This is a genomic window from Bacillus sp. FSL K6-2869, assembly GCF_040869405.1.
In the GTDB taxonomy this organism is placed as follows: domain Bacteria; phylum Bacillota; class Bacilli; order Bacillales; family Bacillaceae; genus Bacillus; species Bacillus altitudinis.
This window is the reverse complement of record NZ_CP152035.1, coordinates 1,589,950-1,616,852: the sequence shown is the minus strand read 5'-3', so window position 1 is coordinate 1,616,852 and position 26,903 is coordinate 1,589,950. Positions and strand designations below refer to the sequence as shown.

General features: G+C 41.1%; 31 protein-coding genes. All 31 read right to left on the bottom strand.

Annotated features, from left to right (window positions below):
• Position 1: 1 nt before the first annotated feature.
• A complete protein-coding gene (locus MHI58_RS08275; RefSeq protein ID WP_024720361.1) occupies positions 2–1,084 on the bottom strand; it encodes a chemotaxis response regulator protein-glutamate methylesterase in 1,083 nt (360 codons plus the stop codon).
• Positions 1,081–1,986 (bottom strand): MinD/ParA family protein, encoded by a 906-nt coding sequence (locus MHI58_RS08270; RefSeq protein WP_045034264.1) that lies wholly within the window; start codon positions 1,984–1,986, stop codon positions 1,081–1,083. Before MHI58_RS08270 ends, MHI58_RS08275 begins: the two co-directional genes overlap by 4 nt.
• A complete protein-coding gene (gene flhF / locus MHI58_RS08265; RefSeq protein ID WP_045034263.1) occupies positions 1,983–3,101 on the bottom strand; it encodes a flagellar biosynthesis protein FlhF in 1,119 nt (372 codons plus the stop codon). Before flhF ends, MHI58_RS08270 begins: the two co-directional genes overlap by 4 nt.
• Positions 3,101–5,134: a flagellar biosynthesis protein FlhA gene (flhA, locus tag MHI58_RS08260; protein ID WP_045034262.1), complete on the bottom strand. Its 2,034-nt coding sequence runs from the start codon at positions 5,132–5,134 to the stop codon at positions 3,101–3,103. The genes flhF and flhA overlap by 1 nt, the downstream gene beginning before the upstream one ends.
• Before the next feature lie 29 nt (positions 5,135–5,163).
• Positions 5,164–6,252 carry a flagellar biosynthesis protein FlhB gene (flhB, locus tag MHI58_RS08255; RefSeq protein ID WP_041507303.1) on the bottom strand — a complete coding sequence of 363 codons (1,089 nt, stop codon included), beginning with the start codon at positions 6,250–6,252 and terminating at the stop codon, positions 5,164–5,166.
• The gene (gene fliR / locus MHI58_RS08250) at positions 6,249–7,028 is read right to left on the bottom strand and encodes a flagellar biosynthetic protein FliR (RefSeq protein ID WP_007499578.1); all 780 of its coding nucleotides are present in this window, start codon (positions 7,026–7,028) and stop codon (positions 6,249–6,251) included. Before fliR ends, flhB begins: the two co-directional genes overlap by 4 nt.
• A 6-nt stretch (positions 7,029–7,034) precedes the next feature.
• Positions 7,035–7,304 carry a flagellar biosynthesis protein FliQ gene (gene fliQ, locus MHI58_RS08245; RefSeq protein WP_003211206.1) on the bottom strand — a complete coding sequence of 90 codons (270 nt, stop codon included), beginning with the start codon at positions 7,302–7,304 and terminating at the stop codon, positions 7,035–7,037.
• A 16-nt stretch (positions 7,305–7,320) separates the two neighbouring features.
• Complete coding sequence (gene fliP, locus MHI58_RS08240) at positions 7,321–7,986, bottom strand: flagellar type III secretion system pore protein FliP (protein ID WP_007499580.1); 666 nt, start codon at positions 7,984–7,986, stop codon at positions 7,321–7,323.
• Positions 7,979–8,638 carry a flagella biosynthesis regulatory protein FliZ gene (gene fliZ, locus MHI58_RS08235; protein WP_041090515.1) on the bottom strand — a complete coding sequence of 220 codons (660 nt, stop codon included), beginning with the start codon at positions 8,636–8,638 and terminating at the stop codon, positions 7,979–7,981. The genes fliP and fliZ overlap by 8 nt, the downstream gene beginning before the upstream one ends.
• 18 nt (positions 8,639–8,656) lie before the next feature.
• Positions 8,657–9,019 carry a response regulator gene (locus MHI58_RS08230; protein WP_007499584.1) on the bottom strand — a complete coding sequence of 121 codons (363 nt, stop codon included), beginning with the start codon at positions 9,017–9,019 and terminating at the stop codon, positions 8,657–8,659.
• A gap of 27 nt (positions 9,020–9,046) precedes the next feature.
• Complete coding sequence (gene fliY, locus MHI58_RS08225; protein ID WP_007499588.1) at positions 9,047–10,168, bottom strand: flagellar motor switch phosphatase FliY; 1,122 nt, start codon at positions 10,166–10,168, stop codon at positions 9,047–9,049.
• Entirely contained in the window at positions 10,158–11,156 is a 999-nt protein-coding gene (gene fliM, locus MHI58_RS08220; protein WP_008354483.1) for a flagellar motor switch protein FliM, read from the bottom strand. The genes fliY and fliM overlap by 11 nt, the downstream gene beginning before the upstream one ends.
• A gap of 32 nt (positions 11,157–11,188) precedes the next feature.
• The gene (fliL, locus tag MHI58_RS08215) at positions 11,189–11,617 is read right to left on the bottom strand and encodes a flagellar basal body-associated protein FliL (RefSeq protein WP_007499592.1); all 429 of its coding nucleotides are present in this window, start codon (positions 11,615–11,617) and stop codon (positions 11,189–11,191) included.
• Positions 11,614–11,829 (bottom strand): flagellar FlbD family protein, encoded by a 216-nt coding sequence (locus tag MHI58_RS08210; protein ID WP_008344794.1) that lies wholly within the window; start codon positions 11,827–11,829, stop codon positions 11,614–11,616. Before MHI58_RS08210 ends, fliL begins: the two co-directional genes overlap by 4 nt.
• Before the next feature lie 37 nt (positions 11,830–11,866).
• Complete coding sequence (flgG, locus tag MHI58_RS08205; protein WP_045034261.1) at positions 11,867–12,658, bottom strand: flagellar basal body rod protein FlgG; 792 nt, start codon at positions 12,656–12,658, stop codon at positions 11,867–11,869.
• Positions 12,659–12,675: 17 nt separating this feature from the next.
• The gene (flgD, locus tag MHI58_RS08200) at positions 12,676–13,122 is read right to left on the bottom strand and encodes a flagellar hook assembly protein FlgD (RefSeq protein WP_003211424.1); all 447 of its coding nucleotides are present in this window, start codon (positions 13,120–13,122) and stop codon (positions 12,676–12,678) included.
• Positions 13,122–14,444, bottom strand: coding sequence for a flagellar hook-length control protein FliK (locus MHI58_RS08195; protein WP_041507306.1), 1,323 nt, complete (start codon positions 14,442–14,444; stop codon positions 13,122–13,124). Before MHI58_RS08195 ends, flgD begins: the two co-directional genes overlap by 1 nt.
• Positions 14,445–15,131: a MotE family protein gene (locus tag MHI58_RS08190; RefSeq protein ID WP_045034260.1), complete on the bottom strand. Its 687-nt coding sequence runs from the start codon at positions 15,129–15,131 to the stop codon at positions 14,445–14,447. It abuts the gene before it with no gap.
• 12 nt (positions 15,132–15,143) lie between these two features.
• Positions 15,144–15,587 (bottom strand): flagellar export protein FliJ, encoded by a 444-nt coding sequence (gene fliJ, locus MHI58_RS08185; protein WP_024720352.1) that lies wholly within the window; start codon positions 15,585–15,587, stop codon positions 15,144–15,146.
• Positions 15,588–15,595: 8 nt separating this feature from the next.
• Complete coding sequence (gene fliI / locus MHI58_RS08180) at positions 15,596–16,912, bottom strand: flagellar protein export ATPase FliI (protein WP_008344803.1); 1,317 nt, start codon at positions 16,910–16,912, stop codon at positions 15,596–15,598.
• Positions 16,909–17,673 carry a flagellar assembly protein FliH gene (gene fliH / locus MHI58_RS08175; protein ID WP_017367245.1) on the bottom strand — a complete coding sequence of 255 codons (765 nt, stop codon included), beginning with the start codon at positions 17,671–17,673 and terminating at the stop codon, positions 16,909–16,911. Before fliH ends, fliI begins: the two co-directional genes overlap by 4 nt.
• Positions 17,666–18,682, bottom strand: coding sequence for a flagellar motor switch protein FliG (gene fliG, locus MHI58_RS08170; protein WP_008344808.1), 1,017 nt, complete (start codon positions 18,680–18,682; stop codon positions 17,666–17,668). Before fliG ends, fliH begins: the two co-directional genes overlap by 8 nt.
• Before the next feature lie 11 nt (positions 18,683–18,693).
• Complete coding sequence (fliF, locus tag MHI58_RS08165; RefSeq protein WP_024720350.1) at positions 18,694–20,286, bottom strand: flagellar basal-body MS-ring/collar protein FliF; 1,593 nt, start codon at positions 20,284–20,286, stop codon at positions 18,694–18,696.
• A 50-nt stretch (positions 20,287–20,336) separates the two neighbouring features.
• Positions 20,337–20,654: a flagellar hook-basal body complex protein FliE gene (gene fliE, locus MHI58_RS08160; protein WP_007499609.1), complete on the bottom strand. Its 318-nt coding sequence runs from the start codon at positions 20,652–20,654 to the stop codon at positions 20,337–20,339.
• Between the two features lie 11 nt (positions 20,655–20,665).
• Positions 20,666–21,118 carry a flagellar basal body rod protein FlgC gene (gene flgC / locus MHI58_RS08155; RefSeq protein WP_007499610.1) on the bottom strand — a complete coding sequence of 151 codons (453 nt, stop codon included), beginning with the start codon at positions 21,116–21,118 and terminating at the stop codon, positions 20,666–20,668.
• Positions 21,118–21,507, bottom strand: coding sequence for a flagellar basal body rod protein FlgB (gene flgB / locus MHI58_RS08150; protein WP_017359092.1), 390 nt, complete (start codon positions 21,505–21,507; stop codon positions 21,118–21,120). The genes flgC and flgB overlap by 1 nt, the downstream gene beginning before the upstream one ends.
• 290 nt (positions 21,508–21,797) lie before the next feature.
• Positions 21,798–22,577, bottom strand: coding sequence for a GTP-sensing pleiotropic transcriptional regulator CodY (gene codY, locus MHI58_RS08145; RefSeq protein ID WP_041108981.1), 780 nt, complete (start codon positions 22,575–22,577; stop codon positions 21,798–21,800).
• Positions 22,578–22,611: 34 nt separating this feature from the next.
• Complete coding sequence (gene hslU, locus MHI58_RS08140; RefSeq protein ID WP_008344818.1) at positions 22,612–24,012, bottom strand: HslU--HslV peptidase ATPase subunit; 1,401 nt, start codon at positions 24,010–24,012, stop codon at positions 22,612–22,614.
• 16 nt (positions 24,013–24,028) lie between these two features.
• Positions 24,029–24,574, bottom strand: coding sequence for an ATP-dependent protease subunit HslV (gene hslV / locus MHI58_RS08135; RefSeq protein WP_007499614.1), 546 nt, complete (start codon positions 24,572–24,574; stop codon positions 24,029–24,031).
• Between the two features lie 14 nt (positions 24,575–24,588).
• A complete protein-coding gene (gene xerC, locus MHI58_RS08130; protein ID WP_007499616.1) occupies positions 24,589–25,506 on the bottom strand; it encodes a tyrosine recombinase XerC in 918 nt (305 codons plus the stop codon).
• 62 nt (positions 25,507–25,568) lie between these two features.
• Positions 25,569–26,873, bottom strand: a complete 1,305-nt coding sequence (gene trmFO, locus MHI58_RS08125) for an FADH(2)-oxidizing methylenetetrahydrofolate--tRNA-(uracil(54)-C(5))-methyltransferase TrmFO (RefSeq protein ID WP_007499618.1) — start codon at positions 26,871–26,873, stop codon at positions 25,569–25,571.
• Between the last annotated feature and the right edge of the window lie 30 nt (positions 26,874–26,903).

The window sequence follows — 26,903 nt, the reverse complement described above, 5'->3', positions numbered from 1 at the left end:
TTCACGCCCTCTCTTTTTTCATGGAGCTTATAATTGCATGTGCGATGTCATCCACATGCCTTGTTTCATGTGCAAGGCCTGCTTTAATGACTGATTTAGGCATTCCGAAAACAACACATGATTCTTCTTTTTCTGCAATGACTTTTGTATGACCGCTTGCGACCATTTTTTTGACACCTTCTGTGCCATCACTACCCATTCCTGTCATAATGACAGCGATTTTCTCGTAACCTTTTATGTTGCTGATGGATTCAAATAAATAGTTAACAGAAGGTTTGTGACGGCTGTCAGTGTCTTCTGGGGACAGCCTGATCACTAAAGCTGCCCCTTGTTCATGAAGTGACATATTCAATCCACCAGGAGCTATGTAAGCCACTCCATTTTTAGCGATGTCTCCATCTTGAGCTTCTTTGATCGTAATTTGTGATAAATGATCTAATCTAGTAGCCAGCGATGCCGTAAATCCTGCCGGCATATGCTGCACAATCAAAATCGGCGCCTCTATGTCTTTTGGCAGCTTCGTGACGACTCGTTGAAGCGCCCTAGGCCCTCCCGTAGAAGTTCCGATTGAAATAATCTTTCGGAGTGATGAACCGCTTCTTACTTCTTGCAGGCGGGGAGCGACCGCTGGAATTGGACTTGGCGGCTTCATGAACGGCTTAGGAGAAACTTGTTTCTCAGTACGTTTTCTCGACAGGCCTGCCGCAAGTACCCGCTCTACAATTTGACCTCTTACTTTGTGTAAATCGAGCGAAATACTTCCTGAAGGCTTTGTCACAAAGTCAAAAGCACCGAGTTCTAAGCAATGGATGGTTAATTCCTTCCCTTGCTTCGTCTGGCTTGACACCATAATCACAGCAAGGTCGTGTTCAGCCAGAATTTGTTTTAATGCTTCTGTTCCATTTAGAACAGGCATTTCCACATCAAGTGTGACAACATCTGGATTCAATTCCTTAATCCGCTTTAAGGCATCTTCCCCATTTCGCGCCGTTCCGACGACTTCAATTTCTTGCTCGGCACTTAGGAAATCACTGATGAGTTTTCTCATAAAAGCCGAGTCATCTACTACAAGCACTCTAATCATGAGTCCACCTTCCTCCTTTTAAAAAAAGAGGACAACTTATCTATAAACGTATGCTGCTCTCTCCGTGCCTCTCTTATCTGCTGATGATACAGTGTTTCAGCCAGCATTTTAATGGTTTTACTTAGCCTTGAATGAGGCTGCTTCATATAAAATGGCATTTGTTCAGTGACTGCTTTAGGAACAGCAGGATCATCAGGTACCGCCCCAGCAAACACAAGCTTTCGGTGTAGAAAGGATGTCACAACTCCTGCTAATTTCCGGTACGTTTCAGATCCTTCCGAAGGGGTTTTACACCGGTTGACGATGATTTGAACAGACTGTTCAAACTGATGAATGGCTAAGTGCTTAATTGCGCTGTAGGCATCCATGATGGATGTTGGTTCTGGCGTTGTCACAACGACCACCTCTCCTGCCGATAAGACAAAAGGGAGTTGATCTTTTGACAAGCCTGCACCCATATCAAAGAATATACAATCAAAGTCATTCAATATTTTCTCCATCTCTTCTAAAAAGAACGACCATTGATCTTTGTCTAAAGAAAACAGCTGTTCAAGCCCGCTTCCGCCAGAAATGTAATACAGATTGTCCGTTCCTTTTGTCATAGCCGCTTGGAAGGATTTTTTTCTAACAAGCACGTCTAATATAGAGCTGGTCGATGTTTTCCCTAGTAAAATATCAATATTCCCCATGCCAAAGTCGAGGTCGATGATGAGCACTTGCTTGCCCGTACTTGCGATAGACAGTGCCATATTCAGCGTCAAATTCGATTTACCTACTCCGCCTTTACCGCTCATGACAGCAATGGTTTTCGCCTGTCCATTCGCATGAAGAGAGTTCGGTACAATCAGTTGATTCTGCTGAACAAGCTTTCTTAAACCTTCGGCTTGGTCAGGCTTCATCATTGTAAGACCATCCTTGTCAAATCAAGGGGGGAACTCTCAAGAATATCCTCAGGTACATTTTGACCATTTGTTAAAAACCCGAGCCCGATTTGAGATTCTGCAATGATTTGAAAGATCGTTCCCATCGTGTCTGTTTCATCAACTTTTGTAAAAATAAATTGATCGATTGGAACGTGTTCAAAACGTTTGACCATGGCTTTCATATCTTGATATTTCGATGTCGCACTCATGACGAGAAAACTTTGAATGCTTTCATCAAATGGAATGATATCTGTCAGCTCTTTGATGTACGCCTCTTCTTTAAAGTTACGGCCTGCTGTATCGATGAAAATATGATCATAGTCTTTAAAGGTCTGCTGTGCTTTCACAAAGTCCTCTCTTGAATAACAAACCTCAAGAGGTGCATTCAGCAGTTCAGCATATGTTTTTAGTTGTTCAATCGCTGCAATCCGGTACGTATCTGTTGTGATAAAAGCAATTTTCTTTTGCTGCTGAATAGCCGTTTTCGCAGCCAGCTTTGCAATCGTTGTGGTTTTTCCAGCACCAGTTGAACCAAACAACACAATGTATTTCGAACGAATCATCGGCTCATCAGAAGTGTGAGCCGGCAGCATCTCTGTGAGTAGTTTTTCAAGTTCTTTTTCAATCTGCTCTTCTTTCACAGCACCTTTTGTTAAAAGACCCTTTAAGCACTCATCTCGAATCTCAGCATCAAGACCTTGATCCTTTAGCTTTTGATCCATTTTCATGAGAGAATCCGGCAAGATCCCGGCATGGCGTTCGTTTCTTGCATATTCTATAGGCTGAGAATGAGAAGGCGCTGCTTTGACTGCTTGAGCAGCAGCCGGCAGCTCTTGTGTAAGGTGTTGAGTCTGCTCCTTTTTCGGTAACACCGGGATAGGCGCAGCTGCTGGTTGTAATCCTTTACCGGCTCTTTCTTCAAAATCTTGATCCAGCACTGCAATCACTTCGACCATTTGCTGTTTCTTTAAACCGAACAGCTTTCGTTTGACAACGGTTTTCGAATTTAATATGACGGCATCTTTCCCAAGCTGCTGCCTGATTTGAATCGTTGCCTCCTGCATAGAATTCGCTGTGATTTTTTTCATTTTCATTAGATATCCACCACTCCGATGCTCTGTACTTCCACATTTGCTTCTAGTTCGTTATAAGATAGTACCGGTAATTCTGGGAAATATCTTTCTAACAACTGTTTGACGTACATTCTTATAGGAGGTGAGCATAATAGAACCGGCGTTTCCTGACGAAGCGAAAGCTGTTCAATTTCTCTCGCCACTGATTGAATCACACTTTCAGAGGATTCTGGATCTAACGATAAGTAGTTCCCATGCTCTGTTTGCTGCACGCTGTCTGCAATCACCTTTTCGACTCGGCCTGAGCATGTCACGACTTTCAGTGATTCATTTTCTCTTGCATACTGTGCAGTAATCTGTCTTGCAAGTGCCTGTCTAACATACTCTGTTAGCAAGTCTGTATCAGTCGTTAATTTTCCGTAGTCTGCAAGGGTCTCAAAAATGGTCACAAGGTTTCGAATGGAGACCTTTTCTTTCAGAAGCTTTGCAAGTACTTTTTGGATATCTCCGACTGCTAGTGGATTCGGTGTTACCTCATCTACTAGAACTGGATAACTTTCTTTCAGATGATCGATTAATTGCTTCGTTTCTTGGCGTCCAAGCAGTTCATGGGTGTTCTGTCTAATCTTCTCTGTGATGTGGGTAGACACAACAGATGCTGGATCGACCACTGTATACCCAAGCATTTCAGCCTGATCTTTTTCTGCTTCTGATATCCATTTTGCCGGCAGACCAAAGGATGGTTCGATTGTTTCAATTCCTTCAATCGGATCATCATCAGGCGTTGGAGACATTGCTAAGTAATGATCGAGCAGCAGCTCTCCTTTTGCCACTTCGTTCCCTTTTATTTTGAGCCTGTATTCATTCGGGTTCAGCGCAATGTTGTCTCGAATACGGACAACTGGAATGACAAGACCTAGTTCAAGAGCAAGCTGCCTTCTGATCATGACAATTCGGTCTAGCAAGTCTCCGCCTTGATTGGCATCTGCAAGCGGAATCAACCCGTAGCCAAATTCAAATTCAATGGCATCCATTTGCAGGAGATGAATGACGCTTTCTGGACTTTTCATCTCTTCTACCTCTGCCTGTTCTTCCAGTACTTCTTCAATCTCTTCTTGATCCTGTTTGTTTTTCGACATCATGTACGCACCGAGTGCAAGTAAACCTGCGATCGGCCCTGTCAAAAGTACGCCAATTGGCGTAAACAATCCAAGCAGGAAGATCGTACCTGCTGTGACATAAAGCATGGCAGGGAAGGCAAAGAGCTGACCCGTAATGTCTGAACCAAGGTTTCCGTTAGAAGCCGCTCTCGTGACAACAATCCCTGTCGCTGTTGAAATAAGAAGTGCAGGGATCTGCGAAACAATTCCATCACCCACTGTTAAAAGAGTAAAGTGGGAAGCTGATTCTTGAATTGACATTCCTTGCTGAATCATCCCAATAATGATGCCAAAAATAATATTGATAATGACGATAATAATACCTGCGATGGCATCCCCTTTAACGAACTTACTTGCACCATCCATCGCACCATAAAAGTCTGCTTCTCTTGCTACTTTTTCACGGCGGTTTCTAGCTTCACTTTCTGTCAGCATTCCTGCATTCAAATCTGCGTCAATACTCATCTGTTTACCTGGCATCGCATCGAGTGTAAATCTGGCCGCAACCTCTGATACACGCTCTGCCCCTTTGGTGATGACAATAAACTGAATGATGATCAGAATAAGGAAGACAACCAGACCAACGAGTATATTGCCCCCAACAACAAATGATCCAAACGTTTCTACAACCTTACCAGCATCTCCAGTTGATAAAATAGAACGGGTTGTAGAGATGTTAAGCCCTAAACGAAACAGTGTTAAGAGCAAAAGTAACGATGGAAAAATAGAAAATTGCAGTGGTTCTTGCATGTTCATTGTGGTGAGAAGCACGATAAGCGCAAGAGAAATATTAATAATGATTAAAATACTTAATAGGATGGGCGGAAACGGTATGACCAGCATCGCCACGATTAAAATAACACTGAATAAAACAGATAAATCTCTTGCTGACATGCCTGTTCTCTCCTTTTAAAACCAAAAATTCATAAAATCTTTTGTTTCGTTTTATATACGTAAGCCAAAATTTCTGCGATCGCCTTAAAATACTCTTCCGGCACCGCTTGGTCGATATCCACTTGATCATAGAGGGCGCGGGCGAGTGGCCGGTTCTCTACAGTCATGACATCGTGTTCTTTCGCAATTGTTCTAATTTTCAAAGCCAAAATATCTGTTCCCTTTGCTACAACATAGGGCGCGTCCATCTTTTCTTCGTCATATTTCAAGGCAATTGCGTAGTGGGTCGGGTTTGTAATGATGACGTCCGCTTTTGGGACTTCCTGCATCATCCGTCTCATGGCCATTTCCCTTTGCCGCTGTTTAATTTTTGATTTTATGAGCGGGTCACCCTCTGATTTTTTATACTCATCTTTGATGTCTTGTTTAGACATCCGTAAGTTTTTTTCATAATCAAATTTCTGATACATGTAATCAAGCCCTGCTAAGATCATGAGAGCACCTGCTGCATATAGACCCATAATCAAGGTCATATTTGCCACGAAATGAAGAGTTTCCTCTGCTGTTAATAAAGGAAGCCTCAGGATATCGTCAAAGTGCATCCAAAGTGCAATAAATGTCGCAAAACCAATTAAACCAATTTTCAAAATGGATTTTAATAGCTCTACGAGGGCTCGAATACTGTATATTCGTTTAAACCCTTTGATTGGATCGAGTTTTTCTAATTTCGGTTTGATTACTTCTGTCGAAAAGAGAAAGCCAACCTGCAAATAGTTACTAATGATCCCTGCCAGCATACCAACACCAAGGATTGGCATGAGGAGGAGTCCTGTTTCCTGAAGCAATTCCACAAATAGTTGATGAATATTAGATGTGCTAACCTTCATTAGCATCGTTGTTGAATAAAAACGTTCAATGAGCGCAATAATACGCTCTTTCATAAAAGGCCCAATAAAAAAGAATGATAAAAAGATTAGTAGAAATGAGATGGCTGTATTGACGTCGGTACTTTTGGCAACCTGCCCTTTTTTACGTGAATCCCGTCTCTTTTTCGGTGTTGCTTTTTCTGTTTTTTCACCTGCGAAAAATTGCAAGTCGAGTCTAAGTCTTGTCGTCATGACGAACCACCGACCAATGCTAAGAAATTCCTCATGGTGAGCACAATCGTTTCAAATGTATTTTGGACGACCCCGAAGATGACACCCATACAAATGATGATCATAATAAAACTCACGCCCATTTTAATGGGCAGTCCAACGACAAATACGTTCATTTGCGGAACTGTACGTGCCACAATTCCTAATGCCAAATCGACTAAAAACAAACTAGCCACAACAGGTGCTGAGATTTGAAAGGCTATGATGAACATTTGGTTGAAACTCTTTGCAATAAAGTAAGCAAAGGATTCACTGCCGAAGTTCAGCGCATACTGATCAACTTGAATATATTGAAAACTGTAATAGATTCCATCAAGCAGCAAATGATGTGCATTTGTTGCCAGCATCAGTAGCAAGGTCACCGTATAAAAAAACTGCCCCATCAGCGGCGTTTGCGCCCCTGTTTGTGGATCAATAATATTGGCAATCGCAAAACCCATTTGAAAATCGATGAATGAGCCGGCAATTTGAACTGCGGACACCATGATATATGCAATCAGTCCAAGCAGAAGTCCGACCATTGCTTCTTTCACGGCAAGCATCATGTAAAGACCGTCGATATCGAGTGCTGGCGGTTCTTTAATGGTGCTAAAACTAATGACAGCCAAAAACAGTGAAAAACCAACTCTGTGAACTGCTGGTATCGTTCGATGCGCTAATAGCGGCACTGTCACGAAAAAAGCGGTGATCCGAATGAAAACGAGAAGAAAGGCAGGAAATAATTCTATGATTGACATCTCTGATTAACCTGCAAATCGATCTAAATTCGAGAACAGCTCTGTTGTAAATGACACAATTGTTGAAAGCATCCACGGACCAAACACAACAAGTCCAATGAGCACTGCAACAATTTTTGGAATGAACGCAAGCGTCTGTTCTTGGATTTGGGTTGTCGCCTGAAACACACTGACAATTAGTCCCACGATTAGTGCGAGCGCTAGAAGCGGCCCGCTGACAAGTAATACAACATACACTGATCTTTCAGCCATCGTAATGACAAATTCTGAACTCATGTTTTAAGCACCTACTCTAAAAGCTTTGCAGCAAAGATTTAACAATCAAATACCATCCATCAACTAATACAAATAACAATATTTTGAAAGGGAGCGATATCATAACCGGCGGAAGCATCATCATCCCCATCGACATCAGGACACTTGCGACCACCATGTCAATAATTAAAAATGGAATAAAGATCATGAAACCAATTTGAAATGCCGTCTTTAATTCTGAAATTGCAAACGCTGGTACCATCGCCGTTAAGGGAATATCTTTAATCGATTCAGGGGTATCCATTTTTGCGTAACTAAGAAATAAAGCCAAATCTTTCTGTCTCGTATGTTTACTCATAAACTCTTTAATTGGCACTTCGGCTTTTTCATAGGCCTGATTTAACGTAATATCATCATTTAAAAGCGGCGTGAGTGCCTCTTTATTAATCTCTGAGAACGTGGGTGCCATAATAAAAAATGTGAGAAACAAAGCAAGTCCTACAAGCACTTGGTTTGGCGGCATTGAGTTGGTTGCAAGTGATGTTCTGACGAACGAAAGAACAATCACAATCCGTGTAAAACAGGTCATTAAAATAAGAATGCCTGGTGCAACTGAAAATACAGTTAACAATAAAAGAAGACGGACAGATGTGCTAATATTCCCTGCGCCACTGGAATTAAATAAATCGATAAACTCATTCATTTTGTTTCGGGCCTTTCTTTCTGACTTCTGATTGGGTCTTTTTCAATTCGGCTAGCTGCGCCTTTAAATTGGCTGAAAAAGAAGAAGTGGTCGGCTGATCGTGTTTCTTCACTTGCGATGTTAATTTTTGCATCATTTTCGGTAAGTCAGTCTTACTTTCCATCGCTTCTTCGTATTGTTTCACAATCGCTTCGCATTCTTGTTCATCATCGATTTCTTTTAGCAGCTGGATTGAGTCTGCTACGCCGACAACTAATACTCGTTTGCCCACTTTGATCAGCTGAACTGAACGATTTTGACCAACCGTCGTTCCGCCAATATTTTCAACATAGCGAAATGGCTTGAGTAAGCGGTTTTGCTTTCCAACAAATCTCACCAATCCGTAAATGAGCAGGATGACAAAAAGTAAGGCACCAATCATTTTGACAAAATCCATAATGGAGACAGAAGAAGAGGGAACTTCTTCTGCCGGATTCGTTTGATTGTCAGTGGTTTTCTTTTCTGTATCCTTTTTGCTTTCTTTCTCATCTTTGATCCAGTCATTCACCATGCCATTTTCAGGATCTTTTGTTTCAGCAAACAGTGAGGCTGGCTGCGCTGTCAAGAAAAGCATAAAACTGATCATTGCTATACATATCAAACGTTTTTTCAACAAGTCTTACACCCTTTTTTAGCCTAACGTTTTATTAATTGCTTCAAGTACACGGTCTGCCTGGAATGGCTTCACGATAAAGTCTTTTGCACCTGCTTGAATGGCATCAATAACCATTGATTGTTGTCCCATCGCTGAGCACATAATGATTTTTGCAGAAGCATCGATTTGTTTAATTTCTTTTAATGCTGTGATCCCGTCCATTTCTGGCATTGTGATATCCATTGTGACTAGATCAGGAGATGTTTCTTTATATTTTTCAACAGCTTGTGCGCCGTTTTCTGCTTCTCCTACTACATCAAATCCGTTTTTTACAAGAATATCCTTAATCATCATTCTCATGAATGCTGCATCATCTACGATTAATACCTTAGTAGCCATTTACTTATTCTCTCCCTATATGTTTGTTTATTTTAAATTAGAAAGTCTTTCAGACTGACTTAAAATGTCAGTCACACGTACACCAAAGTTCTCATCAATGACAACAACTTCTCCTTTGGCGACGATTCGTTTGTTGACCAGAATGTCGACTGGCTCACCTGCAAGTTTGTCCAGTTCAATGATACTTCCAGCGGAAAGTTCAAGTACTTCTTTCACACTGCGCTGCGTTCTTCCAAGCTCCACTGTTATGGAAAGTGGAATATCCATCAGCATATCAAGATTACCGAGCTGACTTGTTGTATGCTGAGGCTCACTGAATGCCTCAAATTCAACTGGCGCCACATTGACAGGTTCTGCCGGCTTTGGCTTCGCCTGTCTTTTCGGCGGTGCCGATTGCTGCATAGGAGCAGATTGTGCTTGCGGAGCAGCCTGCTGTGGTTCAGGTGCACTCTGAGGTGCTTCTTGAACCGGCTCTTCTTCCGCTGGGTCTGTTAATTCTGCAATCAAATCTTTCGCAAACGTAATAGGGTAAAGCTGCATAATATTTGAATCTATGAGTTCACCTATCGTTAATCTAAAGGACACTTTGACAAGCATCTCTTCAGCTGGAATGCGGTCTGTGCCTTCTCCTTCTTTCACATCAAGCAGCTCAACGCGAGGCGGAGAAATATCAATCTTTTTATTAAAGACTGTTGACATGGACGTCGCGGCTGAACCCATCATTTGGTTCATCGCTTCTTGTACTGCACTTAAGTGAATTTCACTTAACGACGGGTCAGCATTTGTTCCATCTCCGCCCATCATTAAATCCGCAATGACTGCCGCATCGGTTTGTTGGATGACAAGCAGGTTACTAGCGCTGAAGCCTTCCGTATAATTCACTTCAATCGCGACATACGGATGAGGAAATTCCTCATTCAGCTTGCTTTTTTGAATCACTGTGACAGTTGGAGTTGTAATCTCCACTTTTTGACTTAATAGGGTTGAAAGTGCTGTTGCAGAGCTTCCAAATGATATATTTCCGATTTCCCCAATGGCATCTTGTTCCATTGCAGAAAGGAGTGTATCAGGCTCTATATCGTCATTGCTGCCTCCTTTAAGGAGCGCATCGATTTCATCTTGTGATAATTTACTTCCGTTATTCTCCATCTTCTTCACCTCTTATGTCGTGATCTAGAATTTGAATCGCCTGTTTCCGATTCACGCGGCCGGCCTGTCCCAAGAATTTCGGTTTATTTCCGACCATAACAGTAAGAGGCGCATTTACTGGTTTGTCCAAGGCAATACAATCACCAATTTCCAAATTCAAAAACTCTTCCACCGTCATTTCCGATTGTCCAAGCTCTGCGACTACCGGTATTTTCGCCGTCATAATCCGTTTTTCAATGGCCTTTGTTTCTTCTTGTTTCGGTTCATTTCGTTCCGATTGCATCCAGTAGTGTACAGACAGCTTCGGAATAATAGGCTCTAATACTACGTGAGGAATACAGAGGTTAATAACCCCGCTTACCTCACCAATTTGTGTATTAAGAGAAATGACGACAACTGTTTCGTTTGGTGACACCATTTGAACAAACTGGGGATTTACCTCGAAATCTGCCATTTCTGGCTCGATGTCGGTTATGGACTGCCACGCTTCTCTGTAGTTTTCCAAAGCTCCCTCAAACATGTTTGAGATAATCTTTGTTTCGATTTCTGTCAGTGATTCTGTCTTATTATGACTAATGCCAATCCCACCCATCAGCCTATCCATCATGGCATAGCCAATCGTTGGGTTCACTTCAAGCATGATTCTTCCTTCAAGCGGGCTGACGTAAAATAAGTTTAATAATGTCATATTAGGAATCGAACGAATAAATTCTTCATATGGCACTTGGTCAACCGAGCTGACAGAAATTTGAATATATGATCTTAGCTGCGCTGAAAAGTGTGTGGTAAGCAGTCTAGCGAAGTTATCATGAATTCTTGTTAAACTTCGAATCTGGTCTTTTGAAAAGCGCAGTGCACGTTTAAAGTCGTACACTTTCACTTTTTTCGTCGTTTCTTCTTTTTTCAGCTCTTCTGCATCCATTTCGCCTGTTGATATGGCGGATAATAATGCGTCGATCTCATTCTGGGAAAGCACTTCTCCTGACATTTCTTCACCTCCATCGTGTCAATTAATCGCCTCTATTGCAGATTAAAGGAGGTTATATAAACTTCTTTCACCTTGCCATCTTGCAAATAGTTATTCACTTTGTTTTTGACCTGTGTTTTAAAATGTTCTCTGCCTTTTTTGCCATCAAGTTCATCTGCATTCGTGTCTGATAAAATATCAATCACGGCATCTTTCACTTGGAAGCTTCTTTTTTCAAGCTCTTCTTTGGCTTTTTCTGAATCAGTTTCAATATTTAGTACAAGTTTAACCGCATTTCCTTCAGATTTTAAATTGGTCACAATCTCAGGAATTTCAACAGAAGCTTTTACGACTTCATCTGCTGTTGGCTCTTTTTCTGCTTTTGCTTCGTCTGACCCATTCACCAGAAAGACAATACCTGCTCCAATTCCGACGATAGCAATAATCATGATTAGCATTACTACGACTAATTTCTTCTTCATTCAAACTCCTCTATTCCTTGATTCAATGAAATGACTTGGATTTTTCTATAGAAAGAAATGATTTTCTCCTGAAGCTGCTCTTCATCTTCTTTCACAACGAATTTCTTTCCATTGGCGAGTGTAATGGTCGTGTCTGGAAAGCTTTCGATTTGCTCGATATGGAGAGCGTTGAGCATAAATCCTTTGCCATTTAATCTTGTCACTTCAATCATATTAAGCAGAGAAGCGATAAATCGCTCCCCCTACCTCCTATCGTTTCAGATTCACAAGTTCTTGCAGAATTTCATCAGATGTTGTGATCGTCTTTGCATTCGATTGGAATCCACGCTGTGCGATAATCATTTCTGTAAACTCGTCTGTTAAATCAACGTTTGACATTTCAAGTTTACCTGTTTGGACGACGCCCGTTCCTTGTTCACCTGGTACGATTGGATTACTTGGAGCACCTGAGCTTAACGTTTGGCGGTAAAGGTTGTCACCAACTTTGTCTAGCCCTCCTGCGTTACGGAAAGATACGAGTGATATTTGACCAACGGTTCTTGATACATTGTTTTCAACAACGGAAATCGTACCATCTGGACCAACACTTACACTTGAAACTTCATCTGGAATCGTTATCTTTTGTCCATTCATTCCAAGTAGATAATTTCCATCAGGGGTGACTAAGCTTCCCTCTGAATCAGTATCGAAATTTCCTGTTCTTGTATAAAGAACTTCTCCTTGAACTTCAATACGGAAAAACCCATCTCCATTGATATAGAAGTCGTAAGGTTCATTTGTATTTTGAGAAGATCCCGCTGACATGATTTTATCGATTGAAGATAAAGATGACCCTAAACCAATTTGCTTTGAGTTGATTGAACCAGAGTTGTTCGTTGGCCCACCAGAACTTCCAATGGTTTGGCTGACCATATCTTTAAAAGTGATACGGCTTTTTTTGTATCCGTGTGTGTTGACGTTGGCTACGTTGTTGGCTACAACATCTAATTTTGATTGGAAGTTTTTCATTCCACTAATTCCTGAGTAAAGTGAGCGTAACATTTATTTTCCTCCTCGAATTACTTCGTTTTTTCTCCAACTGCTGTAACATCCCAAGGGCTGATTTTCGTTCCATCTTCTAAATACAGGAAGTATTCATTGTTTATGTTTTTAACAGATTTCACAGTGCCTGATATATCTTTATCATCCAATTTGCCCGATACTTCTTTACCGATCCACCCTACATACGTCGTAAACGGATCTTGGTGTGCAACAAATGTAGACATGAGCTGATTCAGCTTGGTGATAGAATCGTTCATATTGGTTTGCTGTTCTAAAGATGAAAATGTCGCAAGCTGTGTGACAAACTCACGGTCATCTAGTGGGTTTGTTGGATCTTGGTTTTGAAGCTGCGTGAGCAATATTTTCAAGAATTGATCTTTGCCTAGTGTATCTGTTTTCTTTTCTGCTTTTGAAGAAGTGTCTGTTTGTGCGACTGTTCTATTCGTAGCATCAACCGTTGCCATTAGATCTCCTCCTCTTCTTCTTCTGATCCAACAAGCGCATCTAGTACATCTTGGAATTCAGCTTCCTGTTCATCAGGCTGCTGGAAACTTTGTCCTTTTGATGGCTGCTGCTTGCCTTCCTCATTAAATTGTCCAAAAGACGGCTGCTCATTTGACTGAAGCGGTATATGGAAACGGTCAACTTGAACCGACATATTCGGTAGCGCCTGCTTGAGCTGCGGCAGATGATGCTCGAGCAGCTCTTTTGCTGCTTGCGTTGAAGCTGTAATTTTACTCGCATACATCCCGTTTTGTTTCGTTAGCTGGATGGTAATAAACCCTAGATTTTCTGGATTTAATCGTACGGTAAACCGTCCGCTTGAATTACCAAATGGTGTGAACTTCATTTGTTTCCACGTATTTAAAATCTGCTGATCAACCGTGCCTGGCTTTTCGTCAGTTGTTTGCGTCTGCTGCACAGGAGCAGCTGATTGCAGTTGGAAGAACTGTTTATGCCCTGGAAGCAGCGTATGGGTGATTGTTTTTTCAGAAGCAGGTGCCGTAGTGCCTTGACCTTTGGTGACTTCTTTTTTCATGAGCCATTCAAGTGAGGCAGCACCTTTTGCTGGAGATGAGAAGGAAGATTCTTGCCTTGGAGCAACCATTTCTTTTAACTCTCCTAAGGAAATTTTCCACTCTTTATCTGACCCTTTCGCATTCGCCATCATATGATCGATTAACTGATTAAAGTGTTTCAGCTCGCTTTGCGACATATTATTCAGCTTAGGTGCCGATCCTTGCGAGAAGAACTGCTCTTTTACTTGTTGAATGAGCTTTTCATCTGCTCCGTTTTTCGTTAGAAACTTGATGAAATCTTCACCTTTTGCTTGAATATCCTGTACAAGTTTTGCATCAAAGCTCACCGGCTGCTGATTCAGTATTTGATATAAGAAAAAGTGGACTTGTATGAGCTGTTCACTATGTTCAGCAACTGGCTTCTCATCCTGATCGCCATAGATCACCGATTCCATCTTTTGAAATAGCTCTTCAAGTGACTTTAAGTCAGCCCCCTCAAGCTTTTGCCCTTGCAACGCCTGAAGTGCCGCAAGAAGATCTCCATCTATTCCTTCTTGAGGTGATTGTATCCATTTTTCAATGATTTGCATCGCATCATTCATGGATAGATTGGTTTCCGCTGGCTGAGAAATAGCTGGACCACTTTGAATACCTGCGCCATTTAACAATTGTTTAAACAGTCCGCGAGCAGATACTGCCCCCTCTCCCTTTAGTCCCGAGAGACCTTGGGAAGATTGCTGTAAGGCTCCAATGTCCAATAGCTTCACTTATTGTCCACCTCCATTTTCACTTTCTTCTTTTTTGGCAAGCTCCTTCGTGAACGTTGCTGCCTTCTGAGGTGTCAGTTTTGCTAATATGTCCGTCAGTTTATTTTTACTCAGCTCTTCAAGGATCTTCAAAGCTTCTTTATCACTTAGCTCTGATAGAATTTTGGCAGATTTCCCTGCATCCATGCTTTCATAAATGCTGGCGACCTTTCCTTTTGATTGCTGATTAGAAGATGCTGACGAATCAGTTGAAGATCCTGATGCGTTATTACTTGATGATGTACTGTTTGATGAACTGTCACTTGCTGACGTGTTCTCTTTATCAGATGTTTTTTCAAGTGAATTGATTTTTTGATTCAATCGTTTAATCTCTTCATCACTTGTCTTCAAGTCTTTTTGAGCAATTTCAAGTTCATTCTCTTTTTCTTTAATCGTCTTTTTCAACGCTTTCAACTCTGTATCACGTTGATCGTTATTTGAAGATGACGTTTTTGATGTGTCATCTGATCCAACCAAGCTGCTAATCCCCGGAATGTTTTGCAGCGGTTTCTTTAGATCATAACCTGCCATATAAAGGATTGTGCCCGTTACAATCACAAGCACAACCAATGGGATAATGACAATAAACAAGATCCATTGAAATTTACCGCCGCCGCTTGATTCCTTTGTTTTTTCCTTCTTAGGCATTCATCTCGACTCCTAATGTCCTTGAAACATGAATTGGCTGATAGAGATATCATCCATTTCTTTCATTTCAATTGCCTTATGTTCAAGGGAGAACTTTTCAAATTGCTTTTCTTTCATTTTTTCAAACTTTTTAAACTCAATATTTTTTTCAGTTAAATCAGATTGTTTTTCATTCATTTGATGGCGTTTCATGATCACAAGCTGCTGATAATGATGAATGGTGTTATCTAAGTTCGTTACAAATTGCTGATAATGACGCATTTCTTGAACACTCATCCCACTTCTCAGCTTTTCTTCTTTGCTCTTTTCCATTAGCTCTTTTTTACTCATATTTTCATAGAGTTTTTCAGCGGCTTGCTCAAATGCCGAAACGGATTGTTGATACGCTGCGAGTGATTTGTCTTTTTCACTTTCTTTCAATTCTAAGAGCTTTTGAAATTTGTATTGATATCTCACTGTTCTTGTCAATCCTCTCTATTCATCAAACTGAGCAATATCCTCACGCTGTCTTCAATCGATACAGCCTCTTCAACATCCTGCTTCAAAAATGAAATCAGTTGTGGGTAAGCTTGCATGGCCTCATCAATATCTTTAGAGGAGCCTTTTTTATATGCTCCAATGTTAATGAGGTCTTCAGCGTTTTGATATGTGGATAAAAGCTGGCGGAACCGGTTAGCCGCTTCCTTGTGATCATGACTTGCGATATTACTCATGACACGACTGATACTTTTCAGAATATTGACAGCTGGAAACTGTCCTTTGTTGGCCAGTGCACGATCAAGTACTATGTGGCCATCTAAAATTCCCCGCACTGTATCAGCGATCGGCTCATTCATATCGTCACCATCAACAAGCACTGTGTAAAACGCTGTGATGGAACCAAGTTGATTTGTACCAGTTCGTTCTAGCAATTTTGGCAGTATAGCGAACACTGAAGGCGTATATCCTTTTGTTGTTGGCGGTTCACCGGTTGCAAGTCCTATTTCCCGCTGTGCCATGGCGACCCTTGTGACAGAATCCATCATAAACATGACATTTTTGCCTCTGTCTCTGAAATATTCGGCAATAGCTGTTGCAGTATAGGCTGCTTTTAATCTTGTCAGTGCGGGCTGATCTGAAGTTGCGACAACAACAATCGAACGCTTCAGTCCTTCAGCTCCTAAATCTTTTTCGATAAACTCGCGAACTTCACGTCCACGCTCTCCAACAAGTGCAATGACATTGAGATCCGCTTCTGTCTGCTTGGCAATCATCCCCATCAAGGTACTTTTTCCAACACCGCTTCCCGCGAATATGCCAATTCTTTGACCAGTGCCGACTGTGAGCAAGCTGTCGATCACTCTGACACCAACGCCCATTTTTTCACGAATAGGCGGTCTGTCCATCGGGTTTGGAGGAGATTGTTCTGTTGAGACAGGTGCAAGTCCTTTAGGAAGCATGCTGCCGTCCAGTGGATCACCGAAGGCATCAACAACCTGACCGATTAAACCAGTTCCTACTTTGACCTTTAACGACTCACCTGTTGCTTCAACAAGACTGCCTGGTGAGATGTTAGAAGCTTCTACGTAGGGCATGAGCAAAATGTTTTCATCTTTAAAGCCAACGACTTCTGCTTTGATCGGATGATTCTTACTCCCTTTTTTGTGAATAAGACATACATCACCGATTGAGCTTTCTGGCCCCTTGGACTCGATCATCAGTCCAACAACTCGATTGACTTTACCAAAACGTTTATAAGGATCGGCGGTTTCAATCGTTTCTTTTAGCACATCTATGTTCATTTGTGATCACCTGAATCAATGACTTCTAATAACTTTTCTTTTAACTGATTCATTTGGGTATCAACGCTCGCTTCCACTTTTCCAAAGCTTGTTTCGACGTAACAAGTACCTTTTGGTGCTTTTTCATCCGAGTAAATGGCAAGATGTGTATTCTTTTGAAGGATTCTATTTAATTCATCTTTATATTCCATCACATGTTCGTAATGTGCAGGGTCGACATAGATGGAAATATCGTCATATTCCTTCACTTCTGAAATGACCTGCTTCACTAGCGTTAAAAATTGTTCTTTTGTGTCCTCAGCTGCATTCCATACTCGTTTAGCGAGCTCAAAGGCAAGTTCGACAATTTCTTCAGCAGAGCTTTCGATTTTCGCTTCATAGTCCTGCTTTGCAAGGCTGACAATGTCATTCGCTTGATCAAGAATCGATTGATACTGTAAATTCGCATCTGCTTCGCCCTTTTGAAAACCATCTTGATATCCTGTTTGTTTCGCTTCTTCAATGAGCTGTACTCTTTCTGCTTCAAAATCAGCTCGCCGCTGATTGATTTCAGCCATTGTTTGTTCCAGCTCACGATTTGCTTGTTCTAAAATACGGCTTGCTTCATCTTGTGCATCACTTAATACAAGTTGAGATGCTTCTGTCTCGTTGACAAGCTCTTCTTCGTGATGTTCTCTTTTGAATTCCACTTGCTGCAAGGGAATGGTTTGACGGCCTTGTTCAGGAATAACAGATGTTTCATGTTTGATAATCCTAGACAATGATATCGTCTCCTCCACCTCGAGCTATGACGATTTCTCCAGCCTCTTCAAGTCGTCTTACGATGCTGACAATACGAGTCTGTGCTTCCTCGACATCTCTAAGCCGGACAGGTCCCATAAACTCCATTTCTTCTTTGAACGTTTCAACCATACGTTGCGACATGTTGCGGAAGACAATTTCTTTGACTTCTTCGCTTGCCACTTTGAGTGCAAGTAGTAAATCGTCATTTTCAACATCTCGAATCACACGCTGAATGGCTCTGCTATCAAGAGTAACAATGTCTTCAAAGACAAACATACGTTTCTTAATTTCATCAGCAAGCTCAGGATCTTGAATTTCCAGTGTATCTAAAATGGTTTTCTCCGTTGCACGGTCTACACCATTCAGTACTTCGACTACCGCTTCGACTCCGCCCGTTTGGGTATAATCTTGCGTAAAGGTTGAAGAAAGCTTTTGTTCAAGAATACGTTCCACCTCATTGATGATCTCTGGAGATGTGCGGTCCATTAAAGCAATTCTTCTTGCAACCTCGGTTTGTACTTCCTCACCTAACTCAGATAAAATCTGTCCAGCCTGTACTGGATCTAAGTAGGAAAGAATGAGCGCAATGGTTTGTGGATGCTCGTGCTGGATAAAGTTTAAAATTTGCTCTGGGTCAGCCTTTCTAGCAAAATCAAATGGTTTCACTTGAAGTGAGGATGTTAAGCGATTTAAGATGCTGTCCGCTTTGTCCTCACCAAGCGCTTTTTCAAGCACTTGTCTTGCGTACATAAGGCCACCTTGTGATATGTAGTCCTGCGCGATGGCAATGCTGTGAAATTCTTCGATGATCTCATCTTTTTTAGCAGTATCTACACTTCTTACATTTGAAATTTCTAATGTTAATTTTTCTATTTCGTCTTCAGACAGATGTTTGTATACAGATGCTGACACGTCTAGCCCTAAGGAAATCATTAGGATTGCTGCTTTTTGTCTGCCTGTTAGTCGATTTGGATCTTTTCTCGACATGTGTATTCCTCCTAATCCTCGGACAGCCAGCTGCGTAGCAATTTAGCAAAGTCTTCTGGTTTATCTTTTGCCATTTTTTCAAGCTGATTTTTTCTCACCATTTCTTCTGTTTCTGGCTCAGTATCGATATCAGGAACATGAATTGGTGTACGTTCATCAAACTCAAACTCTTCTTCCTCATCTTTTCTTCTCTTACGTACGAGAAGGATAATGAGAGCGATAATGGCAAGTAGTAGCACACCGCCAACAATATAAACCCAAATTGGAATATTGTTTGAAGGGTTTTCTGCTGCCGTTTGCTGTTTACCGTCTAATTTTGATACAGATAAAACGATTTTGTTATCTAAGTCAGCTTGAGTGAGCGCTTGACCGTTTGTGTATTCTTTATCAATCGATGTACTGATGATGGTTGAAAGAATTTTTTTGATATCATCCTGCCTTTCAGCAGTTAATGAGTTCGGATCGTTTGCAGTAGGCGGTTCAACCAGTGCCTGAATGCCAACGTCTCTGATTTTATAAGGACTTTCTTTGATATCTTTATGAATGCGGTTGACTTCATAATTGATACGATCTTCGCTCTTTTCGTAATCTCCGCTTCCATTCGTTCCATCGGCACCTTGATAATTTGTGACATCATCGTCACCTGTTCCAGCGGTGCCTCCAGCTGCTGCGCCATTGCCTGAATAAGTTTCAGCAATCTTTTCAGCGCTGACAGCAATTCCTTGCATGTTTTCTTGATCAACTGGTTCGACAAGATCTTCTTTTCTTTTTTCTTCAGTAAAATCAATGTCTGTAGTGACCGATACGGCAACTTTCTCTTGACCCATCATCGTTCCAAGTAGCTGTTGAATTTTTCGTTGAAGATTCTTTTCAATCTCCTCTTTTTTCTGCTGCTGTGCATCCATTCCACTTGCATAGGAATCTGAGCTGCTGTTTAAGTCATAGTAGTTGGAATCTTGGTCCATAATGACAATGTTTTCTGTTTTTAAATTCGGCACACTTTTTGAAATAAGATGATAAAGGCCTTTTACTTGTTGCTGAGTAAGCGTGTAGCCTGGTTGAACTTGCAGCACAATTGATGCTGATGCATTACTTTGCTCTTCTCCAACAAAAACGGAATCTTTTGGCAGGTTAATCATAACCTTTGAATCTTTAATCCCATCAATCGTGTTGATCAGATTGGATAGTTCTGTCTGAGTTGCGTCTACTTTCAGAACATCAAATTCATTATCTGTTAAACCGAAGCCGGAATTGTTCGCAAAGAAGGAGTAATCAATATTCCCCGTTTTAGGAAGTCCTTCTGATGCAAGTGTTACTTTTAAAGTGTCTGCTTGCTTTTCGGGAACTAAAATCGTCGTTCCGTTATTTGCAAGTTCCGATTTAACGTTTTTGCCATCCAGTTCCTGTTTGATTTGTCCTGCTTCTGCCTCAGACAAATCTCTAAACAACGGAACCATTTTTTCAGAAGAAGCAAAGATGCTAACAACCGTAATAATGATTGCTAGGGCAGCTACGCCGCCAATCATGAGTATTTTTTGTAATTTTGATCGATTTCGCCAAAACTCAACTGTTTTTGTTCTTAATTGCATTAAAGTACGATTCATCTTAACCCCCGGTCATTCCATTCAGTCTATTTTTTGTCCACCAGCACCTCCTACATCTGCATTCTCATAATCTCTTGGTACGCTTCGACTGCTTTATTCCGAAACTCGGTTGCAGCTGTGAGTGTCACACTCGCTTTTTGTGAAGCAATCATGACTTCATCGAGATTGACATCTTTCCCTTGTGCGAGAGCATTCGTATACTGGTCTGATTTCAGCTGTGATTGATTTAATGCCTCAATGGAATTCTTCAGCACATCAGAGAAATTCGTTTGACTTTTAGGTGCAGCCGCCTGCACAGACGATGCATTTGTCAATTCACTTGCTTGCTGAGCGGTTTGAAGCTGGAAAGGAGATATTGCGTTAACCAATTCTTTTCACCTTACTTTCCTATTTCTAAAGCTTTCATCAGCATGCTTTTATTCGCATTCAGCGCAGTCACGTTTGCTTCATATGACCTTGAGCTGCTGATGAGATCAACCATTTCCTTTAATGGATCAACGTTTGGTGTTTGAACATATCCATTTTCATTGGCATCGGGATTTGTAGGATCATATTGAAGGTTGAATGGAGTTTCGTCTTCAGTAATTTTTGTTACTTTGACGCCGTTTCCTAATTTGCCGCTCGAATTCATGCTTGAGTTCAATATAGATGAAAATGATTCACCTGACGGCTGTAATGTGACGAGCTTGCGTCTATAAGGCTCCCACTTGCCATCAACCTGTTTAGCTCTTGTTGTATCCATATTCGCAAGGTTAGAGGATACAACGTCCATTCTGAGCCTCTGTGCTGTTAATGCTGAGGCCGAAGCGTTCACGCCTGAAAAAATCGACATCACTTACCTCCTGTCAAAACTGTTTTAAGAGAATTGAACTTTCCGCTCATTCTTTCAACCAACGCATTATACTGAATTTGGTTTTTAGCGAGTTCACTCATCTCTTGATCAATATCGACATTATTTCCGTTTTCTTGATAAGAAGTACGGTTACTCGAAACAACTGAATAATTAGACCCTGTTTTAGAGAAATCAATGTGACCTTGGTATGTTTTTTTAGCATCTAATTTGATTGACGCATCATTTAGCATGTCGTGGAATGCAACTTTTTTAGACTTGTAGTTCGGTGTGTCTATATTCGCGATATTATTGCTTATGACTTTTTGCTTAACGTTCGCTCTGCCCAAGGCATTCTCAAGGTTACTTATCGTTCCAGAAAATATATCCAAAACCATATACCTCCAATCATATGTATTTCATTCCATTTAATCATGTCGAGATTTGTAAAACCATATGTTCATTGTAAGAAATAATAGGATTAAAGTCTATGATGTAATTGTAAAAAAAACTCGTAATATATATCTATTTTACGAATAGGTATAAAGACCTAGATTCAAAGCACTACAGAATTGTAAGGGGTTTCTTGGAAAAAAGAGTGTCATTTTTCGGACAAATCCTCATTTTTTATACAAAAAAACCCTTTTCAGCGTTTATTTCGGCCGAAAAGGGTTTTTTTTGATTAGTGAGATTTTAAATTTTCAAGTTCAATTAAAAATTTGTTGTTTAATACTTTGATGTATGTTCCCTTCATTCCAAGAGAACGAGATTCAATAACGCCTGCACTTTCTAATTTACGAAGTGCGTTTACGATCACTGAACGAGTGATTCCTACACGGTCAGCAATCTTACTTGCCACAAGCAGCCCTTCGTTGCCATCAAGTTCTTCAAAGATATGCTCAATCGCCTCAAGCTCACTATATGAAAGAGAACTGATTGCCATTTGAACAACCGCTTTACTTCTTGCTTCTTCTTCAATTTCTTCCGCTTTCTCGCGAAGAATCTCCATCCCTACAACTGTTGCGCCGTATTCAGCAAGAATTAAATCATCATCTTTGAATGTATCTTGCAAACGAGAAAGGATTAACGTCCCTAAGCGGTCTCCGCCTCCGATGATTGGTACAATCGTTGTCAAACCTGATTGGAATAAATCACGGTTCTCAATCGGGAAAGCTGTGTACTCACTGTTGATGTCAAGGTTTGAAGATGTTTCAGGGACATTGAATAAGCTTTTTGTATATTCTTCAGGGAACTGACGATCTTCCAGCATTTTTTTCATACGTGCATTTTCAATCTGCTGGTTAATGGAGTAGCCAAGAAGCTTCCCTCTTCTGCTTAATACGAAAATGTTTGAATCAATGACATCTCTCAATGTTTCTGCCATTTCTTTAAAATTAACCGGCTTCCCCGCTGCATCTTGCAGCATCGAGTTAATAATCCTTGTTTTTTGTAGTAACGCCATAATAATGATCCTCCTAGATTACTTTATTCATTTGTTAAAGTATAAATTGACTTAAGTCTTTATTATTTGCAATCTTTCCTAGCTTCTCTTCTACATACTGAGGGGTAATGGTCACTGTTTCCATTGTAATATCAGGCGCCTCAAATGAGAGCTCTTCTAGCAGCTTCTCAAGTATGGTGTGAAGCCTTCTTGCACCGATGTTATCCGTCTCCTGATTGACGTGATAAGCCACTTCGGCAATCTTATGAATAGCATCGTCAGAAAATTCAAGAGATATACCTTCTGTTTCAAGTAGAGCCTTATATTGCTTTAATAACGCGTTATCTGGTTCCGTTAAGATTTTCACAAAGTCTTCTATACTTAATTTATCTAATTCTACACGGATTGGGAAGCGTCCTTGAAGCTCTGGAATCAAATCCGAGGGTTTCGCCATATGAAAAGCGCCTGCTGCTACAAATAGAACATGATCTGTTTTCACAGCCCCATACTTCGTCATCACAGTGGAACCTTCTACAATCGGTAAAATATCACGTTGAACCCCTTCACGAGAAACATCTGCAGACGATGCACCACCGCTTTTGGCAATTTTATCGATCTCATCGATAAAGATTATTCCTTGCTGCTCTGCTTTTTGCACGGCTTCCTGACCGACTTCATCCATATCAATCAGTTTTGAAGCTTCCTCAGCAGTTAACGCTTTTCTCGCTTCTCTGACGGTCAGCTTTCTGCGTTTTTTCTTTTTAGGCATGAGATTGCTAAGCGCATCCTGCATGTTCATACCCATTTGCTCCATACCCGAGCCTTGAAGCATATCAAACATGGAAGGCTGCTGCTCTTCGACTTCAATCGTGACGTAATGGTCTTCAAGTTCACCCATCGCCAGCTGGTGCGCAATGCGTTTTCTCGTCGACTCAAGCTCTACTTCTTCACTTGAGTGATCTCGATCACTTTCATCAGCATCAGAACCACCAAACAGCATCTCAAAAGGGTTTTTCACAGACTGACTTTTTTTCTTTCCAGGAACAAGTAGATGAACAAGCCGTTTGTTTGCTTGTTTTTCCGCTTCTTCTTGAACATCCTTCATTTTTTCTTCTTTGACTAGTCTGATTGCTGTTTCCACTAAATCTCTGACCATTGATTCTACGTCACGTCCGACATATCCAACTTCAGTAAACTTCGTCGCTTCCACTTTAATGAAAGGTGCACCAGAAATCCTTGCAATTCTGCGGGCAATTTCTGTTTTCCCCACACCTGTCGGACCAATCATTAAGATGTTTTTAGGAACGACTTCATCCTTTAGCTTATCATGTAAAAGACTTCTTCTGTAACGGTTTCTTAAAGCCACCGCCACTGCTTTTTTCGCATCAAGCTGACCAATAATGTACTGATCGAGCTTTTCAACTATCTCTCTTGGGGTGAACGGCTTTTTCTCCATACGTCTCATGTCCTTTCTATTCAAGCTCTTCTAAAGTGATTTGATCGTTCGTGTAGACACAGATTTCTCCGGCCGTTTCAAGAGCCGCCTTTGCAATCTCTCGAGCTGAGAGATGGTCACCTGCATGTTTTTTGAGTGCTCTACCGGCGCTAAGCGCGTAGTTACCGCCTGACCCGATAGCCAAAATGCCATCGTCTGGCTCGATGACCTCTCCTGTTCCAGATACGAGCAGGATGCTTTCTTTATTCATGACGATCAGCATGGCCTCAAGCTGTCTGAGCATCTTGTCACTTCGCCATTCTTTCGCCAGTTCTACAGCTGCTCGTTTTAGGTTACCACCGTATTCTTCAAGCTTCGTTTCAAACTTCTCAAAGAGTGTAAATGCATCTGCAACTGAACCAGCAAAACCTGCGAGTACTTTGCCTCCGAAAAGACGGCGCACTTTTTTTGCTGTGTGTTTCATGACGACAGCCTGCCCAAAAGTGACTTGACCGTCTCCAGCCATCGCACTTTTTCCTTTATGTTGAACGGCAAAGATTGTGGTTGCATGAAATGATGACATGAAAAAACCTCCTTTTAGGATCGTTTAAAAGCCCTTGGGTGATGAGACATGTACGTTTTTCTTAAAGAATCTTTTGATACATGCGTGTACACCTGTGTTGATGATAAATTTGAGTGACCAAGAAGTTCTTGAACACTTCTTAAATCTGCTCCCTCGTTTAAAAGATGCGTAGCAAAGGTGTGCCTTAACATGTGAGGATGGATATGTAATGTGCCAGACGCCTTTTTCATTAATTCAGTTAGAATGAATCGAACGCCTCTGTCTGTAAGAGGAGCTCCGCGCTGATTCAAAAACACATGTGAATCAGCACGATCCTTTCCCTTCACTTTCAGCTTCTGCCTTCCATCCTCTAAATATGTGGAGAGCGCTTCATGTGCATAAGAGCCGAAAGGTACATACCGTTGTTTGCTGCCTTTCCCATGAACAAGCACTGTATCCATCGATAAATCAAGATCAGATTCTTTTAATGAACATAACTCACTGACCCTCATACCTGTTGCATAAAGAAGTTCTAAAATGGCTTGATTTCTTTGACCAAGCGGTGTATTTACATCAGAAACTGTAAATAGCTCTTTTAGTTCCTCTTCATACAAAAATGAAGGAATTCGCTTATCCTGCTTTGGTAAGCTAACGAGTAAAAAAGGATTTTCTTTCACAAGCTGTTCTCTTAATAAAAATTTATAAAAGCTGCGAAGTGCAGAGACTTTCTTACTAATCGTTCTTCTTGTAAGGCCTTTTTCATAAGCTTCTGTTAAATAAATTCTCGTATCTTGATAGGATACCTCTTCAAAACCGTCTATTCCTTGAATGTTCATAAATCTGACAAACTCTTCAATCGCCTCAGTATAACCCGAGATCGTTAAAGCTGAATAGTTCTTTTCAATCTGCAAATATTCAATGAATAAGTGGACAAGACGCTGTTTATCTGTCATTTTTACACCTCTTTAAGGCTTTTAAATGGTATCACATATCTTGCTTCCCGTGCAATGTTTTACTACAGAGATTTCGAAATAGTTTGAATAGTTTCGATTGCGCGTTTAGCGTACTCTGCATAGCGCTCTTGTTTGTTTTTAATTCGAACGCCAAGATCTTTCAGCAAGCCAAAGTTTGCATTCATCGGCTGGAAGCTTTTCTTGTTTGTTGATGTGATGTAGTAAGCCATACTGCCAATCGCTGTTTCTTCTGGAAGTGTCACAAGCTCTTCTCCTTTAACAAAACGAGCTGCGTTGATTCCAGCCACTAGTCCTGAAGCCGCGGACTCAACATATCCTTCAACACCAGTCATTTGTCCGGCAAAGAATAAGTCGTCTCTATTTTTAAATTGATATGTCGGTTTTAGAAGGCTTGGCGAGTTAATAAATGTATTACGGTGCATCACACCATAGCGAACAATCTCTGCCTCTTCAAGACCTGGGATCAAACGGAATACCTCCTTTTGATCGCCCCATTTTAGATGTGTTTGGAAACCAACAATATTATATAAAGTACCTGCTGCGTCATCCTGTCTTAATTGAACAACAGCGTAAGGTCTTTTTCCTGTTTTTGGATCTTCAAGTCCAACTGGTTTCATCGGGCCAAACAACATGGTTTTTTTCCCTCTTTTGGCCATGACTTCAATGGGCATACAGCCTTCGAAGAAGATTTCTTTTTCGAACTCTTTTAACGGCACAGTTTCAGCAGAAATGAGCGCCTCATAAAAACGATCGAATTCTTCTTCTGTCATCGGACAGTTTAAATAAGCCGCTTCCCCTTTATCATAACGTGATTTCAAGTACACTTTATCCATATCGATGCTGTCTTTCTCGAGGATCGGCGCTGCTGCATCGTAGAAATATAAATACTCTTCACCTGTTAAGGATTTTAATTCTTTTGAAAGTGCTTCTGATGTTAGAGGACCCGTTGCGATAATCGTCGGACCTTCTGGAATGCTTTGCACTTCTTCTTGAAAGACCGTCACATTCGGGTGATTTTTCACGCGGTCTGTGACGTTAGCTGCAAATTCATGACGATCTACTGCAAGCGCTCCACCAGCAGGAACCGAGCTTTCATCTGCTGCTGCGATGATTGCTGAATCTAAATGACGCATTTCTTCCTTTAGTACACCTACTGCGTTTGTTAAAGCGTTCGCACGCAATGAGTTACTGCATACGAGCTCCGCAAATTTATCAGTGTGGTGAGCTGGTGTTTGTTTGACAGGTCTCATTTCATACAGATGAACTTTAATTCCGCGCTTGGCAATTTGCCATGCCGCTTCACTTCCTGCTAAACCTGCTCCGATCACATTTACAAATTGACTCATTGTACAACTCTCCTATTTCGTAAGTTCTAT

What these genes read in the sequence shown, in the direction of transcription:
- MHI58_RS08230 (WP_007499584.1), bottom strand. Translation starts at nt 9,019, where the DNA reads ATGGCTACTAAGGTATTAATCGTAGATGATGCAGCATTCATGAGAATG.
- fliF (WP_024720350.1), bottom strand. Translation starts at nt 20,286, where the DNA reads ATGAATCGTACTTTAATGCAATTAAGAACAAAAACAGTTGAGTTTTGG.
- xerC (WP_007499616.1), bottom strand. Translation starts at nt 25,506, where the DNA reads ATGACAGATAAACAGCGTCTTGTCCACTTATTCATTGAATATTTGCAG.
- fliG (WP_008344808.1), bottom strand. Translation starts at nt 18,682, where the DNA reads ATGTCGAGAAAAGATCCAAATCGACTAACAGGCAGACAAAAAGCAGCA.
- flgC (WP_007499610.1), bottom strand. Translation starts at nt 21,118, where the DNA reads ATGTCGATTTTTTCAGGCGTGAACGCTTCGGCCTCAGCATTAACAGCA.
- fliL (WP_007499592.1), bottom strand. Translation starts at nt 11,617, where the DNA reads ATGAAGAAGAAATTAGTCGTAGTAATGCTAATCATGATTATTGCTATC.
- trmFO (WP_007499618.1), bottom strand. Translation starts at nt 26,873, where the DNA reads ATGAGTCAATTTGTAAATGTGATCGGAGCAGGTTTAGCAGGAAGTGAA.
- flhB (WP_041507303.1), bottom strand. Translation starts at nt 6,252, where the DNA reads ATGACGACAAGACTTAGACTCGACTTGCAATTTTTCGCAGGTGAAAAA.
- hslU (WP_008344818.1), bottom strand. Translation starts at nt 24,012, where the DNA reads ATGGAGAAAAAGCCGTTCACCCCAAGAGAGATAGTTGAAAAGCTCGAT.
- fliI (WP_008344803.1), bottom strand. Translation starts at nt 16,912, where the DNA reads ATGAACATAGATGTGCTAAAAGAAACGATTGAAACCGCCGATCCTTAT.
- fliY (WP_007499588.1), bottom strand. Translation starts at nt 10,168, where the DNA reads ATGGAGAATAACGGAAGTAAATTATCACAAGATGAAATCGATGCGCTC.
- MHI58_RS08190 (WP_045034260.1), bottom strand. Translation starts at nt 15,131, where the DNA reads ATGCCTAAGAAGGAAAAAACAAAGGAATCAAGCGGCGGCGGTAAATTT.
- MHI58_RS08210 (WP_008344794.1), bottom strand. Translation starts at nt 11,829, where the DNA reads ATGATTGAAGTGACAAGATTAAATGGCAAAGGATTTATGCTCAACGCT.
- fliR (WP_007499578.1), bottom strand. Translation starts at nt 7,028, where the DNA reads ATGTCAATCATAGAATTATTTCCTGCCTTTCTTCTCGTTTTCATTCGG.
- flhA (WP_045034262.1), bottom strand. Translation starts at nt 5,134, where the DNA reads ATGTCAGCAAGAGATTTATCTGTTTTATTCAGTGTTATTTTAATCGTG.
- codY (WP_041108981.1), bottom strand. Translation starts at nt 22,577, where the DNA reads ATGGCGTTACTACAAAAAACAAGGATTATTAACTCGATGCTGCAAGAT.
- flhF (WP_045034263.1), bottom strand. Translation starts at nt 3,101, where the DNA reads ATGAAAATGAAAAAAATCACAGCGAATTCTATGCAGGAGGCAACGATT.
- fliM (WP_008354483.1), bottom strand. Translation starts at nt 11,156, where the DNA reads ATGTCAGGAGAAGTGCTTTCCCAGAATGAGATCGACGCATTATTATCC.
- flgD (WP_003211424.1), bottom strand. Translation starts at nt 13,122, where the DNA reads ATGGCAACGGTTGATGCTACGAATAGAACAGTCGCACAAACAGACACT.
- MHI58_RS08270 (WP_045034264.1), bottom strand. Translation starts at nt 1,986, where the DNA reads ATGATGAAGCCTGACCAAGCCGAAGGTTTAAGAAAGCTTGTTCAGCAG.
- flgG (WP_045034261.1), bottom strand. Translation starts at nt 12,658, where the DNA reads ATGTTACGCTCACTTTACTCAGGAATTAGTGGAATGAAAAACTTCCAA.
- MHI58_RS08275 (WP_024720361.1), bottom strand. Translation starts at nt 1,084, where the DNA reads ATGATTAGAGTGCTTGTAGTAGATGACTCGGCTTTTATGAGAAAACTC.
- fliP (WP_007499580.1), bottom strand. Translation starts at nt 7,986, where the DNA reads ATGAATGAGTTTATCGATTTATTTAATTCCAGTGGCGCAGGGAATATT.
- hslV (WP_007499614.1), bottom strand. Translation starts at nt 24,574, where the DNA reads ATGTCATCATTTCATGCAACCACAATCTTTGCCGTTCAACATAAAGGA.
- fliQ (WP_003211206.1), bottom strand. Translation starts at nt 7,304, where the DNA reads ATGAGTTCAGAATTTGTCATTACGATGGCTGAAAGATCAGTGTATGTT.